This is a genomic window from Thalassospira sp. ABL2_045, assembly GCF_056161285.1.
Genome location: NZ_JBSWYV010000001.1, coordinates 352,565 through 378,368, shown reverse-complemented (window position 1 = coordinate 378,368; position 25,804 = coordinate 352,565). Strand labels below are relative to the sequence as shown.

The following is a 25,804-nucleotide window of genomic DNA, read 5'->3' as shown; positions in this document are numbered from 1 at the left end:
GCATCGCACCGCAAAAGTCGGGGGCGTTCATTACACCTCGTTCCTCACGACAACATTTCCACCATAAAGCAACCAAGGGTTGCTATCATCGCAATTTCGTAACGACACCAAATCAAGTGAGGTTATTATGGTAGACGAGAACCACCCCAACAAATATCAACCTGTGATTGACACCGCTTTAGCAAGTTTGAACAAGCTCCCTAATGACGCACTTGATCAAGTCTCTGATTCAATTAAACGATTCAATGAAAAAAAGATCTCAGAGATACCAGAAGATGAGATCACCAAACTTATTGACTATCTGACTTATTGCTTCTTCGCACTCCCATACAGTGTTACGGCAGATCTGGTTTTTTGGCGTGTACGAACCTCAGATGCGGGAGTCAGGTTTAAACACACTGATGAGCTATCATACCCTCCCAAAACTGACATAGCTGGGCGAGTTGCCTTCGCGAACGAACCCGTTTTCTACGCTGCTTCAAGCCCCGAAACAGCATTTGCAGAAGCACGACTCAAAGAAGGAATGACATTCCATCTCACGAAGTACAAATGCATCGCTCATGAAAACTTCAATCTTACGATGATTGGCGATATCGACAATCTAAGAAGACGCGGAAAAACCACTACACAATCGCCGGAGTTTCAAGCCGCTTATGAAGCGGTTCTAAAAGCTGTGAACCCAGATTTGGCTCTCGCTATTCAATTGGTTGACGCATTCCTAACAGACTGGGTAGGGCGCAAAGGAGATAACAATGTCTATCGAGTATCGAACGCTATCACGAACGAACTCATGAGACACGATCGAGTAGCTGGCATTATCTTTCAAAGTGTTGAACATGCAGGGGGACTCAACTTTGCCGTGAAGAAAGAGTCGTATGATAATTGGATAACGCCCACTGAGACGATGGCTTGCAAGGTTAATAAGGCATATGGCTATGGAGCTTATCAAATGCTTCAAAGCCAGCCTGTCCCTATACGTGAACTTGGCCCCATCGAATGGCCTTGATTCATCCCAAAACGACAATACCCCAGCACATCTGAAATGTGCTGGGGTATGGTGCCCAGGAGAAGACTCGAACTTCCACGACCTTAAGGCCACTGGCACCTGAAGCCAGCGCGTCTACCAATTCCGCCACCTGGGCATAGGGGCTTAGGTATTGTCCGGGGTTTCCCGCCGGAACGGGGCGGAATATACGCGGTCAGGCTTAAGTGTCAACCAACTTTTTGATGGTTTGGTGAAACTTCCTGCGCGCGATTGCAGGCCCCCGCCAATCGCGCGGTTTTTCTTGGCATTTTGCGGGTTTCGGGCTTAAACCGCGTGGTCGAACAAATAGGCCAGAACACCGTTCAAACGGTTTCTGCCCTGATCGGTGGCGCGCAAGCCCGCCGAATCACAGATCAGATCACCAGACTCGATCAGGGTTTCAAGCCGATCCTGCGCGAGAACATCACGCGGTCCCTTGCCAATGATGCGCTCAAACCGGGCCGTCGGGATCGTTTCATTCAGCCTTAAGCCCATCATCACCATTTCAAGCAGACGTTCATCCGCCTCAAGCGCGGTTTCTTCCTGCGTGCCATGGCCCTGCTTTTCAACGCGATCGAGCCAGATCTCGGGCGCACGGTGACGTCGGACCGCCATCGGCGTGATATTGCCAGCCGCGCCCACCACCGCTTCGCGGCCATGCGCGCCCGGCCCGATGCCGAGATAATCGCCATAGCGCCAATACACGAGGTTATGGCGGCTTTCCTGCCCCGATTTGGCGTGGTTGGACACCTCGTAACAGCGATAGCCGGCCCGTTCGGTTTCTTCCTGGGTGATCTCATAAAGCTCGGTCGCAAGGTCCTCGCCCGGCACCACCAGGTCACCGCGCTGATGCAGCGTATAAAACTGTGTGCCCGGCTCAATGGTCAGCTGATAAAGCGAAATATGCCCATTGGCGATGCCAAGCCCCTCACGGAGTTCCGCCCGCCAGGCTTTGGGATCATGTTCCGGCCGGGCGTAAATCAGATCAAAGGAAAACCGATCAAACACCGAGGTCGCAACATCCAAGGCCCGCATGGCTTCCTCGGCACTGTGCAAGCGCCCCAGGAATTTAAGATCGCGGTCATTGAGCGCCTGAATACCGATTGAGACCCGGTTAATGCCGTTCGCAGCAAAGGCCGAGAACCGGTCAATCTCGACCGTGCCCGGATTGGCCTCCAACGTGATTTCAAGGTCATCCGTCACATCCCAGAAGGATTTGATGTCCTCAATCAGCACACCCGCCGTTTCCGGGTCCATCAAGGATGGCGTGCCGCCGCCAAAGAAAACCGAGCCCACCGTTCGCCCCGGATGGCGGGCCGCGCCATGGGCCAGCTCCGCCCGGAGCGCCTTGCGCCAACGCGCGTGATCAACACTGTTCGCCACATGGCTGTTGAAATCACAATAGGGGCATTTCGACAGACAGAATGGCCAGTGGATATAAATGCCAAACGGCACGGTTTCACTTGAGGCTGCGGACACGCGGGACTCTTTTCGAATGCGGGATGAGTTGCCTGTAACGTAACACGCACCGCCGATCATGACATCAGCGATGCGCGCATGGGATGAATGCAGGAAATACCCCGGATCAGTCTTCGAAGCAGGCCTTGACCAGCTGGGCAAAGGCATCGGCCCGGTGGCTCATTTCATGCTTTTTCGCCGGGTCCATTTCGCCAAAGGTTTCCGCGTACCCCTTGGGCTGGAAAATCGGGTCATAACCAAAGCCATGCGGGCCGCGCTTGGGCCAGACGATTTCGCCATCAACCCGGCCTTCGAAATTCTCGACATGCCCGTCCGGCCACGCCAGCGACAAGGCACAGATAAAGGATGCACGACGGTCCGGATGACTACCGATGCCGTTCTGGACCTTTTCCATCGCCATGTCGAAATCCTTGTCCGGCCCGGCCCAGCGCGCGGAATAAATACCCGGTGCGCCATCAAGGGCAGAAACCGCCAAACCACTATCATCGGCAAGGGCTGGCAGATTTGCGCCATTGGCAGCGGCGGTTGATTTCAGCTGTGCATTGCCGATGAAAGTTTTTTCGGTTTCTTCGGGTTCCGGAAGGTCCAGTTCACCCGCCGAGAAAACCTCGATCCCGAACGGTGCGAGCAGCTCGGCGATTTCCTTGATCTTGCCTTTGTTGTGGCTGGCGATGACGAGTTTTTTTTCCGTAAAACGACGGGCCATGGTCTTGCCTGAAATGCGGTTTCTAAAAGGGGTGAGATCAAAGCAAGGTTGTTGAGATTCGTTTCATGCTGAGTCGAAAATGGCTGGTCGCGAGAACCGAAGCGCAGCGTAGTTGAAGCTACGTGAGCATCGGAAGCGCAGTGCCCCGCCATTTGCAGGCCAGCATGGGACGAAGATCAGCGACCTTAGAGACCGAGTGCCTGACGCTGTTTTTCAAACAGCTCTTTGCAGCCTTTTTCGGCCAGCGCGAACATCTGATCATAAGACGCGCGATCAAACGGAACGTCTTCGGCGGTTGCCTGAACCTCGACAATGCCGCCATTGCCGGCCAGCACGAAGTTGGCATCGGCACCGGCATTGCTGTCTTCGGCGTAATCAAGATCAAGCACCGCCTCGCCGTTATAGATCCCGCACGAAATCGCTGCGACCGGCTGGGTCAGCGGGATTTCCTTGATCAGGCCAAGGCGACGCACGCCCTGAAACGCCAGATGGGCGGCAACATAGGCACCCGTGATCGATGCAGTCCGCGTACCGCCATCGGCCTGAATGACATCGCAATCAAGGCGCATCTGCATTTCACCCATCGCCTTCATGTCGGCAACCGCACGGATCGAACGCCCGATCAGGCGCTGAATTTCCTGGGTACGGCCCGACTGACCCCCACGGGCGGCTTCACGGTTCATGCGCGAGTCCGTTGCGCGCGGCAGCATACCGTATTCAGCCGTGATCCAGCCCTTGCCGGAATTGCGCATCCAGCCCGGGACCTTGTCTTCGACCGTTGCGGTACAGATCACGTGCGTGTCGCCGAATTTGATCAGGCAGGAGCCTTCGGCATATTTGGAAATGCCGGTTTCAATCGTCACATCACGAAGCTGATCGGGGGTACGGCCGGAAGGGCGCATGAGAAGGAACCTCTTGGTTGTCTTGGCGGTGTTCACAGATCGGAACAGCGCAAAATTGTCCTGTAAAATTTGGCCCAAAGTAAGATGTGACCCACCAAACGTCCAGCAGTTTCCCAGCATGTTTTTATTGCTTCCCGGGCAATGCAGACAAACCAACAACTTGAAGCAATTGGCCCTGCAATTGACGCAATGCAATTGCCTGACTAAATTCTGTTCAGTTTCACGACAAAAGGTCCCGACCCGAACACAATGGCGCATTTTGACGATACATTGCTGGGCGACATGAATGCGCGGTCACGTGAAGTGTTCCGCCAGATTGTCGATGCCTATGTCGAAACCGGGGAGCCGATCGGCTCGCGCTCGATTGCGCGGCGCATGTCGGAAAACCTCTCAGCCGCGACGATCCGCAATGTCATGTCCGATCTTGAAGAAATGGGTCTTCTGGTCGCACCGCACATTTCGGCCGGACGCCTGCCCAGTGAGAAGGGCCTGCGGCTTTTTGTGAATGCCCTGATGGAGGTCGGCGACCTTCCCAATGCTGAACGCGACCAGTTGACCAAGAATTGCGAACAGGCGGGCTATTCGCTCGATCAGATGCTGGGCGAGGCAACCACGATGCTATCGGGCCTGTCGCGCTGCGCCGGGCTGGTGGTCGCGCCGAAGACCGATGGCATTCGCTTAAAACAGATCGAATTTGTTGCCCTTTCGCCGGGCAAGGTTCTTGCGGTACTCGTCTCGCAGAACGGCAATGTTGAAAACCGAATCCTTGATGTTCCGGCGGATTTACCCGCCTCGGCATTGACAGAGGCGGCAAATTATCTAAATACCCGGTTGGCTGGAAAGACGCTTGATGATGCGCGCCTTCTGATGACTCAGGAGCGTGATCGCCTCAAACAGGAGCTTGATGATCTTTCCGCCAATCTGATTGATGCGGGCCTGGCAACATGGGCCGGCGGAGTCAAGGGATCGTCCCTGATTGTGAAGGGGCAATCCCAGCTGCTCGAAAATATCGATACGATAGAACAGCTTGAGACCGTGCGCCGCCTGTTTAACGTGCTTGAAGCCCGCGATCAGATGATTGAATTGCTCGATGTGACGACGGACGCCCAGGGCGTTCAGATTTTCATCGGGTCGGAGAATAAACTGTTCGGCGGATCGGGTCTTTCGATGGTGATTTCACCCTATCAGAATGCTGAAGGCAGCATTGTGGGTGCAATCGGGGTTGTCGGACCGACCCGGATCAATTATGCCCGGATCATTCCGCTGGTCGATTACACCGCCAAGCTGGTCGGTCGACTGATTGGATAAATCGCGGCGCTGCGTGTCAGGCCGCATAACGTGAAAGTAGCAAGGTTAGCCATGTCGGAAACCGCAAAGAACACTCCGGAAGATCTGCAGGACGTCAATGCAGAGGACACCGCATCGGAAGAGGTCGCAGCAGAGGCGACCGAAGAAGCCGTTGAAGATGCCGCACCCCAGGACCCGGTCGAGGCCCTTGAAGCCGAAGTCGCGGAACTGAAAGACCGTCTGCTGCGCCAGGCCGCCGAGGTGGAAAACACCCGCCGCCGCGCGAAAAAGGACGTCGAGGATGCCGGCAACTACGCCATCACCAAATTTGCCCGCGATTTGCTCGATGTCAGCGACAACCTGCGTCGCGCCCTTGATGCCGCCGGTGACACGTCTGATGCCGACCCGGCGATGAAAACGCTGGTCGACGGTGTCGAGATGACCGAGCAGGCCCTGCAGAAGGCGCTTGAAAAGAACGGCATCGAAAAAGTTGAGCCGCTGGGCGAAAAGCTTGATCCGAACAAGCATCAGGCCGTGTTTGAACTGCCGCATCCGGAATATCCGGATGGTCACGTCGCACAGGTCATGCAGGCGGGTTATGTCCTTAAGGGGCGCTTGCTGCGCCCGGCCATGGTCGGTGTCACCAAAAACCCGGCCGGTGAAAAACCAAGCCAGGACGATACCCCGGGCGGCAATGTTGATACCTCGGCCTAAGCCACATTGAATATTCAAACCGATTTTAGCGGATCGGGTTTTACGGCCTCGCCAGACATACTTGGCGAGGCCGTTTTGCTTTCATACGCTCAAGAGATTCCCGCTTTCGCGCGAATGACATAAGCTATTGGACCATCCATCACCCACAAGACCGTCATGCCCGCGCAGGCGGGCATCCACTTCGCCAAAGGACGAAAAATTATGCCGCTTAGCCCCAACCTGATCGACATCCTGCGCGATGAAGCCGCCCCGATTGTCATTCTGACCGGGGCGGGTATTTCCAAGGAAAGCGGGTTGCATACCTTTCGGGACGCGGACGGCATCTGGGCAAAATACGATATTTCCGAGGTCGCAACGCCCGACGCCTTTGTCGCTAATCCCGATCTGGTCCATCATTTCTATAATGACCGCCGGGCTGGCCTGCATGACCCGGATGTGCAACCCAATGCCGCCCATCTGGCCCTGGCAAGGCTAGAGGCCGAATGGCCCGGTGACGTGTTGCTGGTCACACAAAACATCGATGATCTGCATGGTCGCGCGGGATCAAAAAACCTGATCCACATGCATGGCGAACTTTTGAAGATCCGCTGCAATCATTGTGACCTGCTCACTGAGTGGCCGGGCGACCTTGCCAAGGAAACCCCGTGTCCCAGTTGCGGCAAGGCCGGTGGCTTGCGCCCGCATGTGGTGTGGTTTGGTGAAATGCCCCTGGAGATGGACCGCATTTATGCAGCGCTCGGCGAATGCGGGCTTTTCATTTCCATCGGGACATCAGGCAATGTCTATCCCGCCGCCGGGTTTGTGCAGGTCGCCCACGAAGAAGCCGGGGCCGAAACGGTCGAGCTCAATCTCGAACCCAGTTCCGGTGCCACCCAGTTCGATCACAGCACCTATGGCCCTGCCACCGAACTGGTGCCGACCTTCGTTTCCGCCTTGCTTGGGGATTGATATCGGTCTTACGGATTGATCAGGTCACGAAATGATTTCTCGCCCGCATCGCTAAAACGCACAATCCGCGACTCCGGCACGCGCCGGGCCCAGCCAAGATCATAAAACCGGTCCAGCAAGGCCGCCCCAAAGGAGCCCGCCAGATGCGATTGCCGGGCACTCCAGTCCAGGCACTCGCGACAGAGTGGGCGGCGCTTGGCCCGCAAGCCATCCAGATCAATGCCAAACGTATTGGCAAAATCGATCCCGGCCGGTGTCAGGGCAACGCCATTCACGTCGCTTTCAATCAGCTTGCGTTTGGCCAGGCCGTCAAACAGGGCTACCCCCATGTCACCGGCCAGATGATCATAACAAACGCGCGCCTTGCGCAATTCCGGGTCCTTGGGGCCGGTGCGCACCCGGTTATGCCCGACCCGGTTGGCAATCCCCATCAGGACTTCCAACACCTCGACAATATCGGGGCCACTTAACGTGAAATAACGATGCCGCCCCTGTTTGCGCGGCACAACGATCTGCCCGCTCTCAAGCTTTGCCAGATGCGAGCTTGCGGTTTGCGGCGTCACACCGGCCTCCTGGGCCAGTTCAGCTGCGGTAAGCGCCCGACCACTCATCAGTGCGGTCAGCATATTTGCGCGCGCCGGATCGCCAAGCAATGCGGCCACACGGGCAATATCGGGTCCTTCTTTCATAGTTCGATGCTAATCGAAGCATTGATGCGCAGCAATCGGGATAATGGATCTGTCACCCAAGAAACCATCTCTCCTGAAAGGACGCTGTCATGATCACCTGCTTCATTCGCTATGAAATCGACCCCTACAAAAAAGACGCCTTCATCGAATATGCCCGCAACTGGGGACAGGCCATTCCCCGCTGTGGTGCTGACCTTGTCGGCTATTTCGCCCCGCATGAAGGATCGGTCTCGACCGCCTATGGCATCTATCATTTGCCCGATCTGGCATCATATGAAGCCTATCGCGCACGGCTGAAGGATGATCCGCTGGGACAGGAAAACTATGAATTCTCCCAGCACGAAAAGTTTATCCTGCGCGAAGAACGCCAATTCCTGAAAATCGCCTCTTCGCCACACGCCGGCCCGCATTCGGAGCTGATCAAACCATGATTGCCGTCATTTTCGAGGTCACACCACACGAAGGGCGCTATGACGATTATCTGAAAATCGCCGGTGATCTCAAACCCATGCTGGAAACCATGGATGGCTTTATCTCGATCGAGCGATTTCAAAGCCTGACCCATCCGGGCAAGGTTTTATCGCTGTCTTTCTGGCGCGATGAAGACGCCATTGCCGCCTGGCGCAATCTTGGCGATCACCGCGCCGCCCAGATCAAGGGGCGCCACAAGATCTTTGAAGATTACCGTTTGCGGGTTGCTGGCGTGATCCGCGATTACGGCCTGCATGACCGTGATCAGGCCCCGGATGATTCGCGGGCCGAACATGATCGCTGATCGCTAAGTTCAGTAGTGTTAATGGGACTGGAACTCAGGCCTTTGCCGGTTTCGGGGGTGCTTCGTCATCCCCGATCTCGCTGCTCTCGGCAAATCCGGCGAATTCTTCTTCCACGGCATCCTCAACGGCTTTGGCCCCGCCCTTGTAATCCAGCAGCATCACGGCAAGCACGACGATGCCGGCACCAACAAAGATGACCGGGACCGGCAGCATGTCAAAGAAGATCAGGTCCATCGCCACAGAAAACGGCAGTGCTGTATAGGCTGCTGGCGACACCACACTGGCGTCGGCCACCCGAACCGCGCGCAGCACCATGTAATTGGTCAGCATGGCAAAGAAACCGGCCCCGGATGAATAGAGCCAATCGGCGATTGAGGCCGGATACCAGGTGATCATCGCAATCGGCACCCAGATTGCCACCGCGATGATCTGTGGCCAGAAAAGCATGGAACAATTGGTTTCGGTCCGGGTCAGCACCTTGGCAAACAGGGTCTGGGCAGAAAAACAGAACGCCCCGATCAGGGCGGCAGCCACACCAAGCGGCACACCAAAGCCATCCATACGCGGGAAACACATCACCCAGACGCCAACAAGGCCCAGAAGGGTTGCGATGATTTTGCGCGGGGTCAGTTTCTCGCCCAGAATCACCACCGCCAACATCACGGTCAGCAAGGCTTCGATAAACAGATAGGCATTGACCTCGGCGATGCTCATCTGGCGCAGGGCAAAGAACACAAAGAACAGCGATCCGTACCATAAAACGCCGCGCGCGATATGGGCCATGGGCCGGCGGGTGCGGATCTGGCGTGTGCCGATAAACACGACAAGGATCAGGAACACCGCGACCGTGGTCAGCGCGCGCATCGCCAGAATTTGCGATGTCGGTACATCGTGGGAAACAAGCTTGGCACAGACATCAACAAAAACGCCCGATGCCATGGCAGCCGTCATCCACAGAACGCCGCGGAAATTTCCGCTCAGTCGCGTTGCGGTCATGGTCAATCCCGGTTTTGAAAAAGAAGTACTGGGGTTTCCGGCCGTCAGGGAGTGACGGGCTTACGAGGTGGCGCAAGGGGACATCAAAGAAACATGGCCGGAAACCCTGTATGGCGATGATATTGCCTGCTTGTTTGGAAAAATACGAATGAAGCTTTTTCAGCCATTGTTGAGATTTTTTTGGCCCAATTTCGGGTAAGGCCTGATAGACAGAATAAAAGCCTTTAATACCGTCCGGATGGAAACCCCGATGCGCAGAAAGCTCCCCCCGTTGCGCGCCCTCGTCGCTTTTGAAGCCACCGCACGCCATCAAAGCGTGAAGGGTGCCGCCGAAGAACTGCATGTCACGCAAAGCGCGATCAGCCACCAGCTCCGCCAGCTTGAGGAAAACCTTGGCGTGGTGCTGTTTACCCGCAAGGGCCGGGGATTGACGCTGACCAAATCGGCAAAGCTTCTGTTGCCGCGCCTGACCGAGGCGCTCGATGGTATTGCTGACATCACCGGCGAAGTCGGCCCGGACAAGGGCAAGGCGATCCGCATCGGCGCGCTGGCGACCCCGGCCCTGACGGTTCTGCTCTATGAGCTCGATAACCTGCGCGATCGTCTGCCCACTGACATCCCTGTTCAGTTTCGCAAGATCGAATTTGATGACGGGCTGGATCCGCTCGAAATCGACCTCGCCCTTCAGATCGCGCCAAAGGACCTTCCCGGTCCCGAAGACTGGATTACCGAACTTCTGACACCGGAAGTCTATACCGCCTTTGCCGCCCCGGAATGGCTTGAAAAGCGCGGCTATGATGCCAGCAGTGTCGATGTCTGTGCACTTGGTCCGCGCGATATCCTGTTGATTGACAGTGACAGCGAACAGTTTTCCCAAATCGAACAATGGTTCAGTGATGCCAGCTTCTCACTCGCTGATTGCTGGACCTTCAGCCACCATATCTGGGCCCTTGAGGCTGCGCGCGCCGGTCAGGGCATTGTTGCCAGTACTGATGTGGTTGCCCGCAACTATGTCGAACGCGGTGAACTGGTCGCACTCAATTTCCCGGATTTCATTTCGCACTGGTGGTATCGCCTTCTGATCCGCCCGGCGCGCGAAAAAGACCCGATCGTCATCGAAGCCGCCAACTGGATCCGCGAACTGATCAATCCCAAAACCGCATCACTTGCACGTAAAAAGGTGATGTAACGCCATTGTCGTTGTCCTTGGACGCTCGAAAGGTTAGGGTTTGGCCACAAAAATCAGCCTTAAGCCAATGAACGGGGTTATGTGGGGAAGATGACATCCTTGGTGTCGGTCGTGGTCACGACATATAACTGGCCGGAAGCACTTTCCATGGTGCTCAATTCTCTTGCCGATCAGAAGGATCGCAATTTCGAGATCGTCATCGCTGATGACGGATCCGGCGATGAAACCGCACAGGTCATCACGGATTTCGCGGCCAAAAGCCCGGTTCCAGTTAAACATTACTGGCACGAAGACAGTGGCTTTCGCGTTGCCAAGGCGCGCAATGGTGCAATCGGATTATGCGAAGGCGATCTGGTTGTCTTTATTGATGGCGACTGCTGTGTGATGCCTGACTTCATCACCCGCCACCGCAAGGCAGCCACCAAAGGCTGTCTGGTGTCGGGCAAACGGGTGTTCCTGAAAGAACGTTTGACCAATACCCTTCTGGCGCGCAGATGGGCCTTTCACAAATGGCCGCGCCCGCTGCTGTTTGTCACCGCCCTGTTTGGTTTCGCCAACCGGCCGTTTCAATTCATTCGCCTGCCCCATAATGGCCCGTGGCTTTGGGAACATGAAAAGGACTGGCAAAAGGCGCAGACCTGCAATCTTGCTGTCTTTAAATCCGACATCGACCGCGTTCAGGGCTTTGATGAAAGCTACGAAGGCCATGGCTTAGAAGACTCTGATTTTGTCCTGCGGTTGTTACGCTCCGGGCTCAAACGCAAGAATGTCGAATATTGCTCACCTGTTCTGCATCTCTTCCACAAGCGTTCCGACCCGAGCCGCCATGTACAGGATTCCAAGAACCCGAGCCATTTCAAAAATCTTCTGGATGATACGGAACGTTTCCTGCCCCTGACCGCGGTCAAGGCAAGCGCACCGACGCAGGAAGAGGATCGGGAAGTAGCCGAATAACCTTTCGACCAAGGATGCATCTAGACCCCCTTGGAAGCAGCCGCGTTTCGCGATAAAAGGTCGGCATCATTTTCCTTCGGATGCATCTTTGCATCGTCGAAGCTCATATCAGCCGCCCTGGTGATCGGGGCATGCGTTCAAAAAGCGAAAGGGATTTTCCCAGATGGATCTCAGCAAGATTGCCGTTGGCAAGGATGTTCCGTGGGACGTAAACGTCGTCATCGAAATTCCGCAGGGCGGACCGGTCAAATACGAAGTGGACAAGGACTCCGGTGCGGTCTTTGTGGATCGTTTCCTGCACACCTCGATGTATTACCCGGTCAATTATGGCTTCATCCCGAACACGCTGGGCGAAGATGGCGACCCGGTTGATGCCATGGTCATGTTCCGTGAGCCGGTCGTTGCCGGTTCCGTCATTCGTGCGCGTCCGATCGGTGTTCTGATCATGGAAGACGAAGCCGGTCAGGACGAAAAACTGATCTGCGTGCCGCATGACAAGATCGACCCCTACTACACCGACATCAAATCCCACGAAGATCTGCCGCAGATCCTGCGCGACCAGATCCAGCACTTCTTCGAGCGTTACAAAGACCTCGAGAAAGGCAAATGGGTCAAGGTCACCGGTTGGGAAGGCGCAGAAAAGGCGGCCAAACTGATCGAAGAAGGTGTGACCCGCCTCGGCAAATAAGCCCGGCATACATCCCGTCTTCGGACAGGTCACCGATGTCATACGCAACGCCCCGCCACATCAGCGGGGCGTTGTTTTTTTGACTTATTGGTCGCGTCACAATACTTTGGTGCAGGGGGTCTACCCTTACAGGGTGGAAATGACGGAGAAATGCACGTCTCAGGATATTGTTCGTGACCGCCAAGACAGAACCTGACAAAACCCACACCATCAATATCCTTGTTGATGACATCACCACGCTTGAGGTTGACGCCATCGTCAATGCCGCGAACGAGGCCCTGTTGCCAGGCGGCGGCGTTTGCGGCGCCATACACCGTGCCGCGGGTCCGGAACTCGAAGCAGCCTGCCGCCCCCTTGCCCCCTGCCCGACCGGCGAGGCAAAGATCACATCGGGATTCCGGCTAAAGGCGAAATACGTCATTCACACGGTCGGTCCAGTCTGGAATGGCGGCAGCAAGGGTGAAGCAGATCTCTTGGCAAGCTGTTATCGCCAGTCGATCTTGCTCGCGGCCAAGAACAATCTGGCCTCCATTGCGTTTCCTGCCATATCCACGGGCATATTTGGCTCAGAGCATATTGCACGATATCTGTTTCACTTTGTTCGTTTTTGGCGTGTCGCTGGCAAGGCACAGCGCGCAGAGCGATGTGGCGCATCGCTTAAGCGGTGTAATGCCGCCAGAGGCCGCCAAAAGCGAACCCTTCGGGCCGGGACATTCTTCCGCCCGGCAGCGTCAAGGTCTTTGAGCGTAGCACCGCTACGATCGGCAGACCTTTCCTTGCCGAACCGAAGAATGTCCTCGGCAAAGGGAAGCAGATTTCGTGCAATATGCTCTGCGGAAGACCAGGCGGCCCAAATCGCCGTATCAACGATACGTGAACTGACTGGCGAACTGGCCGAAATGCCACAAATTTACCTTTGTTGTTTCTCACCATCGGCGCGTAGCCATATTGAGAACGCCTGCCACCAATATGATCAAAACCGATAAGGTCCCACGATAGAATGCAAAGCGACGCTGTTGCAGCCTCCTCGTCCCAACCACTTGAACTGTCTGCCTCGGCTGACGGCGTTTTGCGCGTGGGCGAACACGAATTTCGCTGTGCTCTCGGAAAGAACGGTATCACCGACGCTGACACAAAGACCGAAGGGGACGGCAAATCACCCGCCGGGCGCTGGCAGCTGCGCTATGTCATGTACCGTGCTGATCGCAGACCCTGCCCGCGGACCAAGCTTCCGGTCACCACCATCTCGTTTTCCGACGGCTGGTGTGATGATCCCAAGCACCCCTACTATAACTGCCCGATCCGCCTGCCCTTTGAGGCCAGCCATGAAAAGCTCTATCGCGACGATGATCTTTACAACATCATCGTTGTGCTGGGTCACAATGATGACCCGCCCGTGCCGGGCAAGGGATCGGCGATCTTTATGCATATCGCCAAACCCGATTATAGCGGTACCGAGGGCTGCGTCGCGCTTAAGGAAAAAGACCTTGAAACGCTCCTTGGCCTGGCCGCCTATGAAACATTCATCACCATCACTGCGTAAAATCATGGACTTGCCGTTTTAATGGCAACAGCCTAGTTTCAAGTGCCGGATCAATTCACAGGACAGGCCATGATCGAAGACGATTATCTCTATAAAAAAGGCGGCGTTGCAGGATTTGGCGCCCGACTGAAATCCATTTTCGGGTCGGGAAAATTCTGGGTGCGCAGCCTTGGTGTGATCGTTCTGATTGCCGTGATCTATTATCCGGCAGGCATGGCGATTGTGCATCATATCGATGACAATCCCGACTTTTCTGGCGATTACAAAGGCGGCAGCCACGCGGTGAGCACCGCCGCCGGCCTGATTGATCGCGAGGTCAACCAGAACCGCTGGACGGCCAATGACCCGTTCTTCCTGCCAAGTGCAGCGCTTGATAACATGCCGAACTTCCAGACCGGCATTGTCTATGCCCTGTCACGCTTTGCCATCGAGCTTTCCGACCAGATCGGTCGAACACGTGGCTCAAGCCAGGTTGACCCGGATCTTGATGATGCCGCCGGCCTGTTGAAGTTCCGCGGCGACAAATGGGTGTTTGATCCCAGTGTATCGCTTCTGCCCGGTGTCACATCCGAACAACAATATCGTCAGGCAATCCGCTCCCTTCAGAGCTACAACACGCGTCTGACCAATGGCGAGGCCGTGTTTGAACGCCGCGCAGACAACCTGCAGGAAACGCTGAACCGCTTTGCCAATGATCTTGGCTCGGCCTCGGCCTTGATTGATGACAAGGTCGAAAATCCGTCGATCTTTGATCGCACCGCCGATGACGTGTTCTATGCCACCAAGGGCCGGCTTTATGCCTATAGCCTGATCCTGCGCGATCTTGGCACCGATTTCGAACAGATCATCAATGAACGCCAGATCGCCTCGGTCTGGGCGGAAATGATCGGCTCGCTTCAGGCGGCTGCTGCCCTTGATCCGATGGTGGTGGTCAACGGATCGGCTGATGGCATCGTTTTCCCCAACCATCTGGCGGGACTTGGTTTTTATCTTCTGCGGGCCCGCACCCAGATGCGCGAAATCAGCAGTATCCTGCAACGCTGACGTTAGGGTCCAAACTCATTCACATGACCGACACGGCAACCGATATGAGAGAAAAATCTAGAAAAAGCCCGCAGATCGGGGTGATCCCCGGTCAAGGGATTTGACGCAGAGGCTTTCTCTCATATCGGTTGTCCTGCGGATCACCCGGATTTGAACGGGCTACTTTGTCGCAAAATCTTGAAAGATGTATATCTGCCTGCGGTTTTGCTCCGCATATCCGCACAAATCCGGGAGACCGGGACGATTATGTGAATGAGTTTGGACCCTGGTGATCACAGTTTGCGCCGCATGGAATACCTGAGTTGCGCGCTGCGACTTGATCTTTTGTGTTTTTTGCCCCATTTAGGGCCTAACCAAATGAAATAGAGATTGCTGAGCGGGCAGCATAATAAGCCCCGGCAATCAGAGTGAGAGGACAAGCCGACTATGTTCATTCAGACCGAACCGACCCCGAATCCGGCGACACTCAAATTCCTCCCGGGTGAGGAAGTCATGGGCCGCCTTGGTACGGCAAACTTCGTCAAAGGCGACGAAGCCATCAAATCCCCGCTTGCCCGCAAGCTGTTTGAAGTTGATGGCATCGCCGGTGTCTTCCTAGGTGGTGATTTCATCACGATTACCAAGGATGACTCCAAGGACTGGCAGACCCTGAAACCGCAGATTCTTGGCGGTATCATGGAACATTACACCTCGGGCCAGCCGGTGCTTGATCAGGATTCCAACGCCGCCACCGGTGCCAGCACCGCTGCCGAAGGCGATAACGAACTGGTCAGCCAGATCAAGGAACTGCTTGATACCCGTGTCCGCCCGGCGGTCGCACAGGATGGTGGCGATATCGTTTTCCACCGTTTTGAAGACGGCGTGGTCTTCCTTGAAATGCACGGCGCCTGTGCCGGTTGCCCCAGCAGCACCGCGACGCTCAAAATGGGCATCGAAAACATGCTGCGTTATTACGTGCCCGAAGTTCAGGCCGTCGAACCGGTCATGGCCGAATAGGATCGGTTTCGCCGATCTGGCCTGACGGGTATCTCGTCGGGTCAAATGGCAAAACCCGTGCGGTGAACTGACCGCCGAACTTTTTACGAGTCGTTAACAATTTCAGACGCCCGGCGCGAACATATGCCCGCGCCGGGCGTTAAAAATTTGCGCCCAACGAAAAGGTTTTCTTGGCGTTTTCAACTCTCGGAAAGATTGCCCGTTGCGATCACCGGCTGCGGCAGGCATAGATAACCTCCGCTTGGGATGGACAGCTTGACTGATCCTGGAGATTCAACAATGACTAGCGCAAAAACAAATAATTACCGGAATACTGCGCTTGCCTCGATTTTTGGGGCGGTGTTTTTCCTGTATATTGGTATTTTCGCCGGAATTGATCTATCGCCAACTCCGGAAGGCCTCAGCACCGAGACCGCTGAAGTCACACCTGAAGGCACCAAGACCAAAAAGAAAAAACAGGTCTTTCTCCGCGGCCCGGAAGTGGTCGCGCTGAACCAGTATTTCAAAAGCATCGACTATCATCTGAACGAAGTTGGCGAAGTGCCACGCGTCTACATCAAGCGCGTCCCGAAGGGTCTTGGCGAACTGGCATCGGTTGATGAGCGCAAGCAGCTTTTCCTGCGCATCATGCTGCCGCTGGCCATGCGGGTGAATGAAGAAATCACCGCGCGCCGTGAACGCCTGATGGCCATTCAGGCCAAGGGCATTTCCGGCACCCCGGTCAGCGCAAAAGACCAGCAATGGGTCAAGCAGCTGATGAAACGCTATCGCGTGACCGATGGCGGTATCACCGCCCTGCTTGAGCGCATTGACGTCATCCCGACTTCGCTCATTCTCGCCCAGTCGGCCGAGGAAAGCGGTTGGGGTACCTCGCGCTTTGTGCGTCAGGGCAATGCGCTGTTTGGCCAGTGGGCCTGGGGCGATGACGAAGGCATCGTGCCAAAGGGCCGTGAAGAGGGCAAAAACCACGTCATCAAGGCCTTTGGCAGCCTGATGGACAGTGTCCGGGCCTATGCACGCAACATCAATTCCCATCCGGCCTATCAGAGCCTCCGCGAACGCCGTGCTGCCTTACGCGCCGAAGGTCAGATGATCACGGGCTGGGACCTGGCCGAAACCCTGACCAAATATTCCGAGCGCGGGGCCGAATATGTCGACAGCCTGCACGCCATCATGAGCGTCAATGACCTCAATGATCTTGATGGCCTGACCTTTGCCGTGGGTGATGTGCCACCCCCGCCAAAGGTGCTCGCCGCCCTTGAGGAATAATCTTCAAGGGGGGGGCACAGAATTCCAGAACACGAAAAAGGGACCCGTTCGGGTCCCTTTTTTTGGTTCGGCTGTTGGCTGTTGGGTCGAACTTACGACCCGCCGCGATAAATCCAGCCCTTTTCGGATTTCAGCAGGCGAATTTCATCTTCGATCACGCGGCGATCCCCGACCTTGTAATCACCTTCCTTCAAGGTCAGCATCTTGGTCTTCACCAGATCAAGCGCGTCGCGCACCGTATTGCCGACATCATCCATTGATCCGGCCGCCTTGCCCTTTTCCGAGACATCATCGGCGAAATCCTCAAGCGTGCGGTCAAAGACAAGCTCGTAGCGCACCACGACAATCACTTCATTGTCTTCTTCGGAAATGCTGTTGGTCTTGGTCACGTTCTCAACATGGCCAACCTTGGCATAGGGATCATCACGAAACCGCTCGATCACCGCCGTTGTGACTTCATCGGCACTTGGCCCGCTGACCTGTTCATCTTCACAGGCCGCAAGCAGCGGGAAAAACATGATAACGGCGAAAAATCGGGTCAACGGGCCCATAAGCGTTTCCTGTTTTCTGGGTTTGAAACTTGATTTTCAATCATTTGCCCGGATGATGTGGCAAAAATCGGGTCAGATGTCACATCCTGCCAACCACAACGTCGGTAAAGGGGCGTCTCTGCCCAACAGGGTAGCATTTATCCCTGAAACGCAGCAGACGGAAATTATTTGCACCCTTCCCCTATGAACCTGATACACAGGCGACCTGACCCCAACCTGTTTTCAGTCATTGAAATTCAGGGCGCTGCTTTCCGAAAGTCCGAGCAAGACACGTGATATTCGATTTGATCATTGCCATCGCAACCATCGGCGTTGCGATCGTGCTGTCCATGCGCCGCGTTTCGCGCTCGACCACATGGCGTGCGGTTGTCACCCCGCTGGCCTCAATCATCGGCAGCGGCTTTTTGCTTTTGGGTCCTGTTCTGAACCTTGGTTACGGCGGCTATGCACCGCTGGTCATGCTGGCCCTGTGTCTGGTTGCCTACATGTATGGATCTGTCATCCGCGCCAATATTGCGGCGGGGGAAGATGCCATCATCAAAGGCACCCATGGCAAGCTTGCCAAACGGGTCGAAACCCGGTCCTCCTGGGCGCTGGCCTTTGCCTATATCGTATCAGTCACCTATTACCTCAATCTGCTGGGCGCCTTTTCGCTCAGCCTGACACCGTTTGATTCCGCCCTTGATGCCAAACTGATGACCTCGGCGGTCTTCATCATCATCGTCCTGGTCGGTTGGTCGCGCGGGTTTAGAAGCCTTGAGCGGCTTGAATATGTTTCGGTCGGGTTGAAACTGGTGATCATTGCAGGTCTGCTGGTCGGGCTGATGGCCCATTTCGGCCAGCAGGCCATAGATGATCAACTGATCTTCAATACCCAGAACATCACCGGCTGGCCGGCGATCACCATGGCTTTTGGTCTTCTGATCACGGTCCAGGGGTTTGAAACGTCGCGCTATCTCGGATCAAGCTATGATGCCCAGACGCGCATCCGCTCCATGCGGTTGGCCCAGTGGCTGTCGACCCTGATCTATCTGGTTTACATCCTTCTGATTTCCTATGTCTTCGCACCCGATCAGATGTCGTCATCGGAAACCGGCATCATCGACATGATGGAAGTCGTCGCCCCGATCCTGCCCTTCATGCTGGTCGCAGCTGCCATGGCATCGCAATTCAGTGCGGCGATTGCCGATACCAGCGGATCGGGCGGGCTGTTTGCCGAACTGTCGCGCAACCGCATTTCTGAACCACAGGCCTATCTCGCCCTTGGCATTATTGGCATTGCCCTGACCTGGTCGGCCGATATTTTTGCGATTGTGAATTATGCCTCGCGCGGCTTTGCCATCTATTACGGGCTGCAGGCGGGGCTTGCCGCCGTCATCGCCAAACGGCGCGGGGATGGCTGGCATCGTATCGGCTTCTTTGCCTTGCTCGCCACCCTTGGCGCTGCCATCGCGATATTTGGTCAGGCGGTCGAGTAACCGGCAAGCCTCACCCCGGGGGCCAAACAGAAAAAAGGCGGAGACTGACTGATCAGCTCCGCCTTTTTTGATGACTGTTTCAGGCCGTTTTAGCCGTGCTCTGCCTCATGGGCGGCAAGGGCTGCAAGGTTGACCAGATCGTTCACCGTCGCGCCCATCTGGGCGATCTGGGCCGGTTTTTCCATGCCGATCATCACCGGACCAACCACCGTGCCACCGCCAAGCTTATCAAGAAGCTTCGATGCCGTGGTTGCCGCGTGAAGTGCCGGCATGACCAGAACGTTGGCCGGACCCGACAGGCGGCAGAACGGATAAAGCTTCAGAAGCTCGGTATCCAGCGCGACATCAACGGCCATATCACCATCGAACTCGAAATCGACATTGCTGTTTTCCAGAATGCCAACCGCTTCGCGGATACGGTCGGTATCCTCGCTATATGGGTTGCCGAAAGTCGAGTGTGAAACCATCGCCACACGCGGCTCATGGCCCATCTGGCGGGCCTTCTCGGCGGCCTGAATGGCGATCTCGGCCAGTTCTTCGGCATTGGGCACGTTATGCACACGGGTATCGGCGATGAACACGGTGCGGCCCTTGGCAATCGCAATCGAAAGACCCATTGGAATCTCGCCTTCTTTGGCGTCAATCACGCTGGCGATATCGGTAAAGCTGCGATTGAAGTTCCGGGTCAGACCCGTGATCAGACCATCGGCATGGCCTTTGGCGACCATGACGGATGCGAACACGTTACGCTTCTGGTTCACCATGCGCTGGCAATCGCGCCACAAATAGCCTTTGCGCTGCAGGCGTTCATACATGAACTCGGCATATTCGCTATTGTGTTTGGAAAGTGCGGCATTGCTGATCTCGACACCCTCAAGGCTTTCAATGCCAAGCTTCTTCGCACTTTCCTGAATTCGGTCTTCGCGCCCGATCAGGATCGGCGTGCCATAACCCGAATTGCGATAGGCCACCGCCGCACGGATCACGGTTTCTTCTTCGCCCTCGGCAAAGGCGATGCGTTTCGGATGGGCGCGAACATAATCGGAAATCAGCTGCAGATGTGCTGCGGTCGGATCAAGACGACCGCGCAGCTGGTTTTCGTATTCTTCCATGTCAATGATCGGACGGCGGGCCACACCGCTATCCATCGCGGCCTGGGCAACTGCCTTGGGCACCGCCATGATCAGACGCGGGTCAAACGGTGCCGGGATGATATATTCCGGGCCATATTGCAAACGACGCCCGGAATAGGCCGCAGCCACTTCATCCGGCACATCTTCACGTGCAAGCGACGCCACAGCCTGTGCGGCGGCAATTTTCATTTCCTCGTTGATCGTTGATGCCTGAACATCAAGCGCACCGCGGAAGATATAGGGGAAACCAAGCACGTTGTTGATCTGGTTCGGATAGTCCGAACGCCCGGTCGCGCAGATCGCGTCATCACGGATCGATGCAACCTCTTCCGGGGAAATTTCCGGATCCGGGTTGGCCATGGCAAAGATGATCGGCTGTTTGGCCATGGATTTGACCATCTTGGTCGTCACCGCCCCCTTGACCGACAGGCCAAAGAACGCATCCGCACCGTCCATCGCATCTTCAAGCGAGCGCGCATCGGTATCCGCCGCATGGGCCGATTTCCACTGGTTCATGCCGTCTTCACGGCCCTTGTAGATCACACCGCGTGAATCGCACATGATCACATTGTCATGGGCAACACCCATGCTTTTGACCAGCTCACAACAGGCAATCGCGGCCGCACCGGCGCCATTGATGACAAGCTTGATGTCTTCAAGCTTGCGCCCCGTCAGGTCACAGGCATTGATCAGGCCCGATGCCGCAATGATCGCCGTGCCATGCTGGTCATCATGGAACACCGGAATGTCCATGACTTCGCGCAGGCGCTGCTCGATGATGAAGCATTCCGGCGCCTTGATGTCTTCAAGGTTGATGCCGCCAAACGACGCCCCCAGGAAGCGCACGCAATTGACGAACTCGTCGACATCTTCGGTCGAGACTTCAAGATCAAGGCCGTCAACATCGGCAAAGCGTTTGAACAGAACCGCCTTGCCTTCCATCACCGGCTTGGAGGCCAGCGCGCCAAGGTTCCCCAGGCCCAGCACGGCCGTCCCGTTGGAAATGACCGCGACGATATTGCCCTTGGACGTATAGTCATAGGCCGTCGCCGGGTTCTTGGAGATTTCAAGACAAGGCACCGCAACGCCCGGCGAATACGCCAGCGAGAGGTCGCGCTGAGTGGTCAGCGGCTTGGATGCGGTGATTTCGATTTTGCCGGGGCGGCCGCTGGAATGAAACAGCAGCGCTTCACGGTCACGAACCTTGATTTCTGTATCTGACATTGTGTTTTTTCACTGACGCTTGCGTGGTGAGATGGAAGGCAACCTGTTCGGTCTGTTTTGTTCTTGAGTGTAGATTTTCCTGATCGACAAATTTCCGGTGTGGGACCGTCATGTCGGACCGCCCAATAAATCAGGCTTCTCGCCCCGGGTCAAAGGCGACGTTAACGGCAACCGCAAAATTACGTAGCGTTTTCCGTATGTTGCGTCGCAATATATCCACGCGATCCACCCTGTTTTACGCGCCGGATTTTGATCCGAAACATGCCCGAACCACCGCCCATAAAATCCGGGCGGACAATAAGCCGTGATTTTTCAGGGGTATAATCGCACGCGTGCAAATGGCCCGGCAGATCGGTGTTTCTATTGCGCCGCGCAAATCAACTGCGGCTTTTGGCCGGGTTGTGAACTTTCCATGATACGAAAAACGGGGGCCAAGGCCCCCGCATTCTTCTGTCTGCCAAGGACAAAACCGCACCCGGTCGCAGACTCTGCTGCCGCGTCCTTGGGCGGCTTATTTCGGCATATGCATATGGATGTTGGTCGCACCGTTCTTTTCAAGGATGGCGCGTGCCTTGCCCTCGGCACCGTCATGGTCCGGATCAATCCGCACCCACAGGATCACCGACCCGGCATCCACCGCACGGGCGAAATCATCGGTATGCGGGGTAGATGTCACTTCTTCGATGAACTCACGCAGGGCCACCGCACCAACACCGGCGCCGACCGCAATGGCGGCGGCCGCAGTTGCCGCCCCACCAAACAGGGCAATCGCACCCGATGCCACCAGCGGCACTTCATATTTGGTTTCACCGACCAGTGCTGTCAGCACGTCCGACCATGACCGGCCATCCTTGCCCGCCACATCAATGGATTCATGGGAGCTCAGAACCGACAGATCGGTACGTTCAAACCCGGCATCGCGAAGCGCACGCAGGGCCGCATCGAAACCGTCCTTGGTATCAAACAGTCCGACCAGTTCCGGGGCCTGCGGGATGGTTTGTTCTTCTGCCATTTTGTACGCTCCTTGCTCACTGTTATTTTATCGTCGTAAACGATGTTTGGACCCTAGGGCCTGTTGATCATCAGGATGCAGTCGTGGCGGGATCGTATTTTCCCATCTGCAAGAAGTGGATGGCGCAACGTGGCGGGCCCCACGCAAGCCAGCCACGACGCAGCAGATGGGAAAATACGCCCCGTCCCAGAGGGATTGCTGCCTAAGGGTGCGAACCCGCGTCCCTCGTCCTCGAATATGCCAAGCATGTCCTACGTCCTCACTCCTAATTTCGCACCCTTAGACAGCAACCACGGCGGTATCCTGATGATCAACAGGCCCTAATCTGTATCTTTATATATTTCGCAGAAATTCAGGCGTTGCAATGGCATAGATCAAGTTTTATCACCGCACCAGTTTGGGTCACTCTCTACGCCTCTCGTCTTTGCCTTCAGGGTTTGCTATCAAGTCATCATGAACCAGATCGCCGATAATTCCGATACCACACCGACCGCCCCTTCCTTTTCCAAGGACGGCGCGACGCCGATGATGATGCAGTTCCTTGAAATCAAGGAACAGTATCAGGACTGCCTGCTGTTTTATCGGATGGGCGATTTCTACGAGCTGTTCTTTGACGATGCGGTCAAAGCTGCCGAAGCCCTTGATATTGCCCTGACAAAACGCGGCAAGCATCAGGGTAACGAAATTCCCATGGCCGGTGTTCCCGTCCATAGCCACGAAACCTATCTGCAGCGCCTGATCCGCAAGGGCTTCCGGGTGGCCGTCTGCGAACAGATGGAAGACCCGGCAGAGGCCAAAAAACGCGGTGCCAAATCCGTGGTCAAACGCGGTGTCGTCCGCCTGATTACGCCGGGCACACTCACCGAAGACAGCCTGCTTGATGCACGGCGCCATAACTATCTGGCGGCTGTATCCGAAGTACGCGGCAAGATCGGGCTGGCCTGGCTTGATATGTCGACCGGCGATTTCTTTGTGCAGCCGTCCGATATGGCAGGCCTGGGTGCCGCTCTTGCCCGGCTGGATCCGGGTGAAATCCTGTTTTCGGAAAAGATGCTGAACCGCTCCGAAGTGTTCGACATCTATGCCGAATATAAAAACATCATCACCCCGCAGCCGACCGCGCGCTTTGATGCCGAAAACGCCCAATTGCGGCTTAAAAAACTTTATGAGGTCGAGGCCCTTGATGCCTTTGGCGGCTTTGACGTGGCCGAACTGTCTGCTGCCGGGGCGCTGATTGATTATGTCGAACTGACCCAAAAGGGCCAGATGCCCCGCCTCGCCCCGCCGACCCGGGTTGCCGAAGGGGCCGCGATGGAAATCGATGCCGCAACGCGTCGGTCGCTCGAACTCATTCAAACCCAGTCGGGCGAGCGCAAGGGATCGCTGCTTTCGGTCATTGACCGCACCCGGACCGGTGCCGGTGCACGTTTGTTGGCCGCCCGCCTGTCAGCACCCCTGACCAGTGCTGATGACGTCAACAAGCGCCTTGATCTGGTGGAATATTTCCATGATCGCGATGGCTTGCGCTCTGATTTGCGCGCGGCCCTTGGCGAATGCCCCGATATCGAACGCGCGCTGTCGCGCCTGTCGGTTGGGCGTGGTGGTCCGCGTGATTTGGCCGCGATGCGCGATGGGCTTTCCTGCGCCTTTGCGATTGGCAATCTTCTCAATAAGCCGGACGGCGGCAATGACGGCCTGACCAGCCAGCCCGAAGCCCTTTCGGATCATTTGGCCATGATGGGTCATCACGGTGATCTGATTGATCTGTTGCGCCGTGCCATTGCCGAAAGCCTGCCGCTTCTGGCGCGTGATGGCGGCTTTATTGCTGGCGGCTATCACCCGCCACTTGATGAACTGCGCATGCTGTCCAGTGAGAGCAAAAAGCTGATCGCCAATCTGCAGGCCCGCTATACCGAGCAGACCGGGATTTCCAACCTCAAGGTCAAGCATAACAATGTGCTGGGCTACTTCATCGAAGTTTCGGCCAAGACCGCCGACAAGATGATGGAGGTCGATGAGTTCATCCACCGCCAGACCATGGCCAATGCGGTACGCTTTACCACCGTCGAACTCTCCGAACTTGAAAGCAAGGTCTCCAAGGCCGGTGATCAGGCACTCGCCCTTGAGCTGGAGCTTTTTGAAGAACTGGTTTCGGCCGTGCTGGCCAAGGCTGATGATATTGCCAAATGTGCCCAGGCACTGGCCGGGCTGGATGTATCGGCCGCCCTTTCGGAACTGGCCCGCGATCAGGGCTGCATTCGACCAACCATTGATAATAGCTTGGCCTTTGACATCGAAGCGGGCCGTCATCCGGTGGTCGAAGCCGCCTTGCGCGAAAATGGTGATGCGCCGTTTGTTGCCAATGACTGCCGCCTTGAGGATGAGCAAAGCCTGTGGCTGATCACTGGTCCGAACATGGCCGGTAAATCGACCTTCCTGCGCCAGAATGCCCTGATTGCGGTTCTGGCCCAGATCGGCGCATTCGTTCCGGCGGCCAAGGCCCATATCGGGGTGATTGACCGACTGTTTTCGCGCGTCGGTGCCGCCGATGATCTTGCGCGTGGGCGATCAACCTTCATGGTCGAAATGGTTGAAACCGCCTCGATCCTTAATCAGGCGACCGACCGTTCGCTGGTTATCCTCGATGAAATCGGGCGTGGCACGGCGACCTTTGATGGCCTGTCGATTGCCTGGGCGGTGGTTGAAAACCTTCATGAAATCAACAAGTGCCGTGGCTTGTTTGCCACCCACTATCACGAATTGACCGCCCTTGCCGCCAAGCTTGAACACCTGTCGTGTCACACCATGCTGATCAAGGAATGGCAGGGTGAGGTCGTCTTCCTCCATGAAGTGGGCGCTGGCAGTGCGGATCGATCCTACGGCATCCATGTCGCTCAGCTGGCCGGTCTGCCAAAACCCGTGATCAAGCGCGCCGAGCAAGTCCTGAAAACCCTTGAAAAGGGCGAACAGGGCGGTGCGGTTTCCAAACTCGCCGATGACCTGCCGCTATTTGCCGTCGCCATCGAACAAGCCGCCAAGGAAGAACGCGATAGCGCCCCTTCCCTGTCAGACGATCAGAAGGCCGTGCTTGATGCGGTCGCCGATCTTGATCCCGACAACATGACCCCGCGCGAAGCCCTTGATGCGCTTTATCGTCTTCAGGCTAAAGTTACTTAGGTATATGGTTACTCAATAAAAACGC

Annotated in this window: 24 protein-coding genes and 1 tRNA gene; 16 read left to right on the top strand and 9 right to left on the bottom strand. The window is 56.0% G+C overall.

Annotated elements, in window-relative coordinates:
* Positions 1-127: 127 nt before the first annotated feature.
* Positions 128-1,006 carry an RES family NAD+ phosphorylase gene (locus ACXAIA_RS01795; protein ID WP_475347832.1) on the top strand — a complete coding sequence of 293 codons (879 nt, stop codon included), beginning with the start codon at positions 128-130 and terminating at the stop codon, positions 1,004-1,006.
* A gap of 49 nt (positions 1,007-1,055) precedes the next feature.
* On the opposite strand, the gene ACXAIA_RS01790 is transcribed toward ACXAIA_RS01795, so the two are convergent.
* The 4 genes from ACXAIA_RS01790 to rph all read right to left on the bottom strand — a co-directional run bounded on the left by ACXAIA_RS01790 (position 1,056) and on the right by rph (position 4,111).
* Positions 1,056-1,142, bottom strand: a tRNA-Leu gene (locus tag ACXAIA_RS01790).
* A 167-nt stretch (positions 1,143-1,309) separates the two neighbouring features.
* Positions 1,310-2,503 carry a radical SAM family heme chaperone HemW gene (gene hemW, locus ACXAIA_RS01785; protein ID WP_475347831.1) on the bottom strand — a complete coding sequence of 398 codons (1,194 nt, stop codon included), beginning with the start codon at positions 2,501-2,503 and terminating at the stop codon, positions 1,310-1,312.
* Positions 2,504-2,609: 106 nt separating this feature from the next.
* The gene (gene rdgB / locus ACXAIA_RS01780; protein WP_475347830.1) at positions 2,610-3,209 is read right to left on the bottom strand and encodes an RdgB/HAM1 family non-canonical purine NTP pyrophosphatase; all 600 of its coding nucleotides are present in this window, start codon (positions 3,207-3,209) and stop codon (positions 2,610-2,612) included.
* A 185-nt stretch (positions 3,210-3,394) separates the two neighbouring features.
* A complete protein-coding gene (gene rph / locus ACXAIA_RS01775; RefSeq protein ID WP_475342990.1) occupies positions 3,395-4,111 on the bottom strand; it encodes a ribonuclease PH in 717 nt (238 codons plus the stop codon).
* A gap of 249 nt (positions 4,112-4,360) precedes the next feature.
* Here rph and hrcA point away from each other — a divergent pair, with 249 nt between their 5' ends.
* The 3 genes from hrcA (at position 4,361) to cobB (ending at position 7,060) form a co-directional block, all read left to right on the top strand.
* Positions 4,361-5,419 (top strand): heat-inducible transcriptional repressor HrcA, encoded by a 1,059-nt coding sequence (hrcA, locus tag ACXAIA_RS01770; RefSeq protein WP_475347829.1) that lies wholly within the window; start codon positions 4,361-4,363, stop codon positions 5,417-5,419.
* 51 nt (positions 5,420-5,470) lie between these two features.
* Positions 5,471-6,112 (top strand): nucleotide exchange factor GrpE, encoded by a 642-nt coding sequence (gene grpE, locus ACXAIA_RS01765; protein ID WP_475347828.1) that lies wholly within the window; start codon positions 5,471-5,473, stop codon positions 6,110-6,112.
* A 201-nt stretch (positions 6,113-6,313) separates the two neighbouring features.
* On the top strand, positions 6,314-7,060 hold the full coding sequence (gene cobB, locus ACXAIA_RS01760) for a Sir2 family NAD+-dependent deacetylase (RefSeq protein ID WP_475347827.1): 747 nt from the start codon (positions 6,314-6,316) through the stop codon (positions 7,058-7,060).
* Positions 7,061-7,068: 8 nt separating this feature from the next.
* On the opposite strand, the gene ACXAIA_RS01755 is transcribed toward cobB, so the two are convergent.
* Complete coding sequence (locus tag ACXAIA_RS01755) at positions 7,069-7,749, bottom strand: ArsR/SmtB family transcription factor (protein WP_475347826.1); 681 nt, start codon at positions 7,747-7,749, stop codon at positions 7,069-7,071.
* Positions 7,750-7,838: 89 nt separating this feature from the next.
* On the opposite strand from ACXAIA_RS01755, the gene ACXAIA_RS01750 reads away from it, so the two are divergent.
* A complete protein-coding gene (locus ACXAIA_RS01750; protein ID WP_475347825.1) occupies positions 7,839-8,180 on the top strand; it encodes an NIPSNAP family protein in 342 nt (113 codons plus the stop codon).
* Positions 8,177-8,524, top strand: coding sequence for an antibiotic biosynthesis monooxygenase family protein (locus tag ACXAIA_RS01745; RefSeq protein ID WP_475347824.1), 348 nt, complete (start codon positions 8,177-8,179; stop codon positions 8,522-8,524). The genes ACXAIA_RS01750 and ACXAIA_RS01745 overlap by 4 nt, the downstream gene beginning before the upstream one ends.
* A gap of 34 nt (positions 8,525-8,558) precedes the next feature.
* Here ACXAIA_RS01745 and ACXAIA_RS01740 read toward each other — a convergent pair whose 3' ends face one another.
* On the bottom strand, positions 8,559-9,521 hold the full coding sequence (locus tag ACXAIA_RS01740) for a DMT family transporter (RefSeq protein ID WP_475347823.1): 963 nt from the start codon (positions 9,519-9,521) through the stop codon (positions 8,559-8,561).
* Positions 9,522-9,771: 250 nt separating this feature from the next.
* Here ACXAIA_RS01740 and ACXAIA_RS01735 point away from each other — a divergent pair, with 250 nt between their 5' ends.
* The 8 genes from ACXAIA_RS01735 (at position 9,772) to ACXAIA_RS01700 (ending at position 17,204) form a co-directional block, all read left to right on the top strand.
* Positions 9,772-10,710, top strand: a complete 939-nt coding sequence (locus ACXAIA_RS01735) for a LysR family transcriptional regulator (protein WP_475347822.1) — start codon at positions 9,772-9,774, stop codon at positions 10,708-10,710.
* A gap of 90 nt (positions 10,711-10,800) precedes the next feature.
* Positions 10,801-11,664, top strand: a complete 864-nt coding sequence (locus ACXAIA_RS01730; RefSeq protein ID WP_475347821.1) for a glycosyltransferase family 2 protein — start codon at positions 10,801-10,803, stop codon at positions 11,662-11,664.
* Positions 11,665-11,827: 163 nt separating this feature from the next.
* Positions 11,828-12,352, top strand: a complete 525-nt coding sequence (gene ppa / locus ACXAIA_RS01725) for an inorganic diphosphatase (protein ID WP_008888719.1) — start codon at positions 11,828-11,830, stop codon at positions 12,350-12,352.
* A gap of 173 nt (positions 12,353-12,525) precedes the next feature.
* The gene (locus ACXAIA_RS01720) at positions 12,526-13,338 is read left to right on the top strand and encodes a macro domain-containing protein (protein ID WP_475347820.1); all 813 of its coding nucleotides are present in this window, start codon (positions 12,526-12,528) and stop codon (positions 13,336-13,338) included.
* Positions 13,339-13,352: 14 nt separating this feature from the next.
* Positions 13,353-13,895: a L,D-transpeptidase family protein gene (locus tag ACXAIA_RS01715; protein WP_475347819.1), complete on the top strand. Its 543-nt coding sequence runs from the start codon at positions 13,353-13,355 to the stop codon at positions 13,893-13,895.
* Positions 13,896-13,964: 69 nt separating this feature from the next.
* A complete protein-coding gene (locus ACXAIA_RS01710) occupies positions 13,965-14,939 on the top strand; it encodes a DUF2333 family protein (RefSeq protein WP_475347818.1) in 975 nt (324 codons plus the stop codon).
* A 426-nt stretch (positions 14,940-15,365) separates the two neighbouring features.
* Complete coding sequence (locus tag ACXAIA_RS01705) at positions 15,366-15,935, top strand: NifU family protein (protein WP_475343006.1); 570 nt, start codon at positions 15,366-15,368, stop codon at positions 15,933-15,935.
* 279 nt (positions 15,936-16,214) lie between these two features.
* Complete coding sequence (locus ACXAIA_RS01700; RefSeq protein WP_475347817.1) at positions 16,215-17,204, top strand: glucosaminidase domain-containing protein; 990 nt, start codon at positions 16,215-16,217, stop codon at positions 17,202-17,204.
* 92 nt (positions 17,205-17,296) lie between these two features.
* Here ACXAIA_RS01700 and ACXAIA_RS01695 read toward each other — a convergent pair whose 3' ends face one another.
* Positions 17,297-17,755, bottom strand: coding sequence for a hypothetical protein (locus ACXAIA_RS01695; protein WP_475347816.1), 459 nt, complete (start codon positions 17,753-17,755; stop codon positions 17,297-17,299).
* A 272-nt stretch (positions 17,756-18,027) separates the two neighbouring features.
* Between ACXAIA_RS01695 and ACXAIA_RS01690 the strand changes: the two genes are divergently transcribed.
* A complete protein-coding gene (locus ACXAIA_RS01690; protein WP_475347815.1) occupies positions 18,028-19,233 on the top strand; it encodes an APC family permease in 1,206 nt (401 codons plus the stop codon).
* Between the two features lie 89 nt (positions 19,234-19,322).
* On the opposite strand, the gene ACXAIA_RS01685 is transcribed toward ACXAIA_RS01690, so the two are convergent.
* Together ACXAIA_RS01685 and ACXAIA_RS01680 are read right to left on the bottom strand one after the other, a co-directional pair.
* Positions 19,323-21,590, bottom strand: coding sequence for an NADP-dependent malic enzyme (locus ACXAIA_RS01685; RefSeq protein ID WP_475347814.1), 2,268 nt, complete (start codon positions 21,588-21,590; stop codon positions 19,323-19,325).
* Positions 21,591-22,101: 511 nt separating this feature from the next.
* Positions 22,102-22,602 carry a hypothetical protein gene (locus ACXAIA_RS01680; RefSeq protein ID WP_475347813.1) on the bottom strand — a complete coding sequence of 167 codons (501 nt, stop codon included), beginning with the start codon at positions 22,600-22,602 and terminating at the stop codon, positions 22,102-22,104.
* Between the two features lie 453 nt (positions 22,603-23,055).
* Here ACXAIA_RS01680 and mutS point away from each other — a divergent pair, with 453 nt between their 5' ends.
* Positions 23,056-25,779, top strand: coding sequence for a DNA mismatch repair protein MutS (gene mutS, locus ACXAIA_RS01675; RefSeq protein WP_475347812.1), 2,724 nt, complete (start codon positions 23,056-23,058; stop codon positions 25,777-25,779).
* The last annotated feature ends 25 nt before the right edge of the window (positions 25,780-25,804 follow it).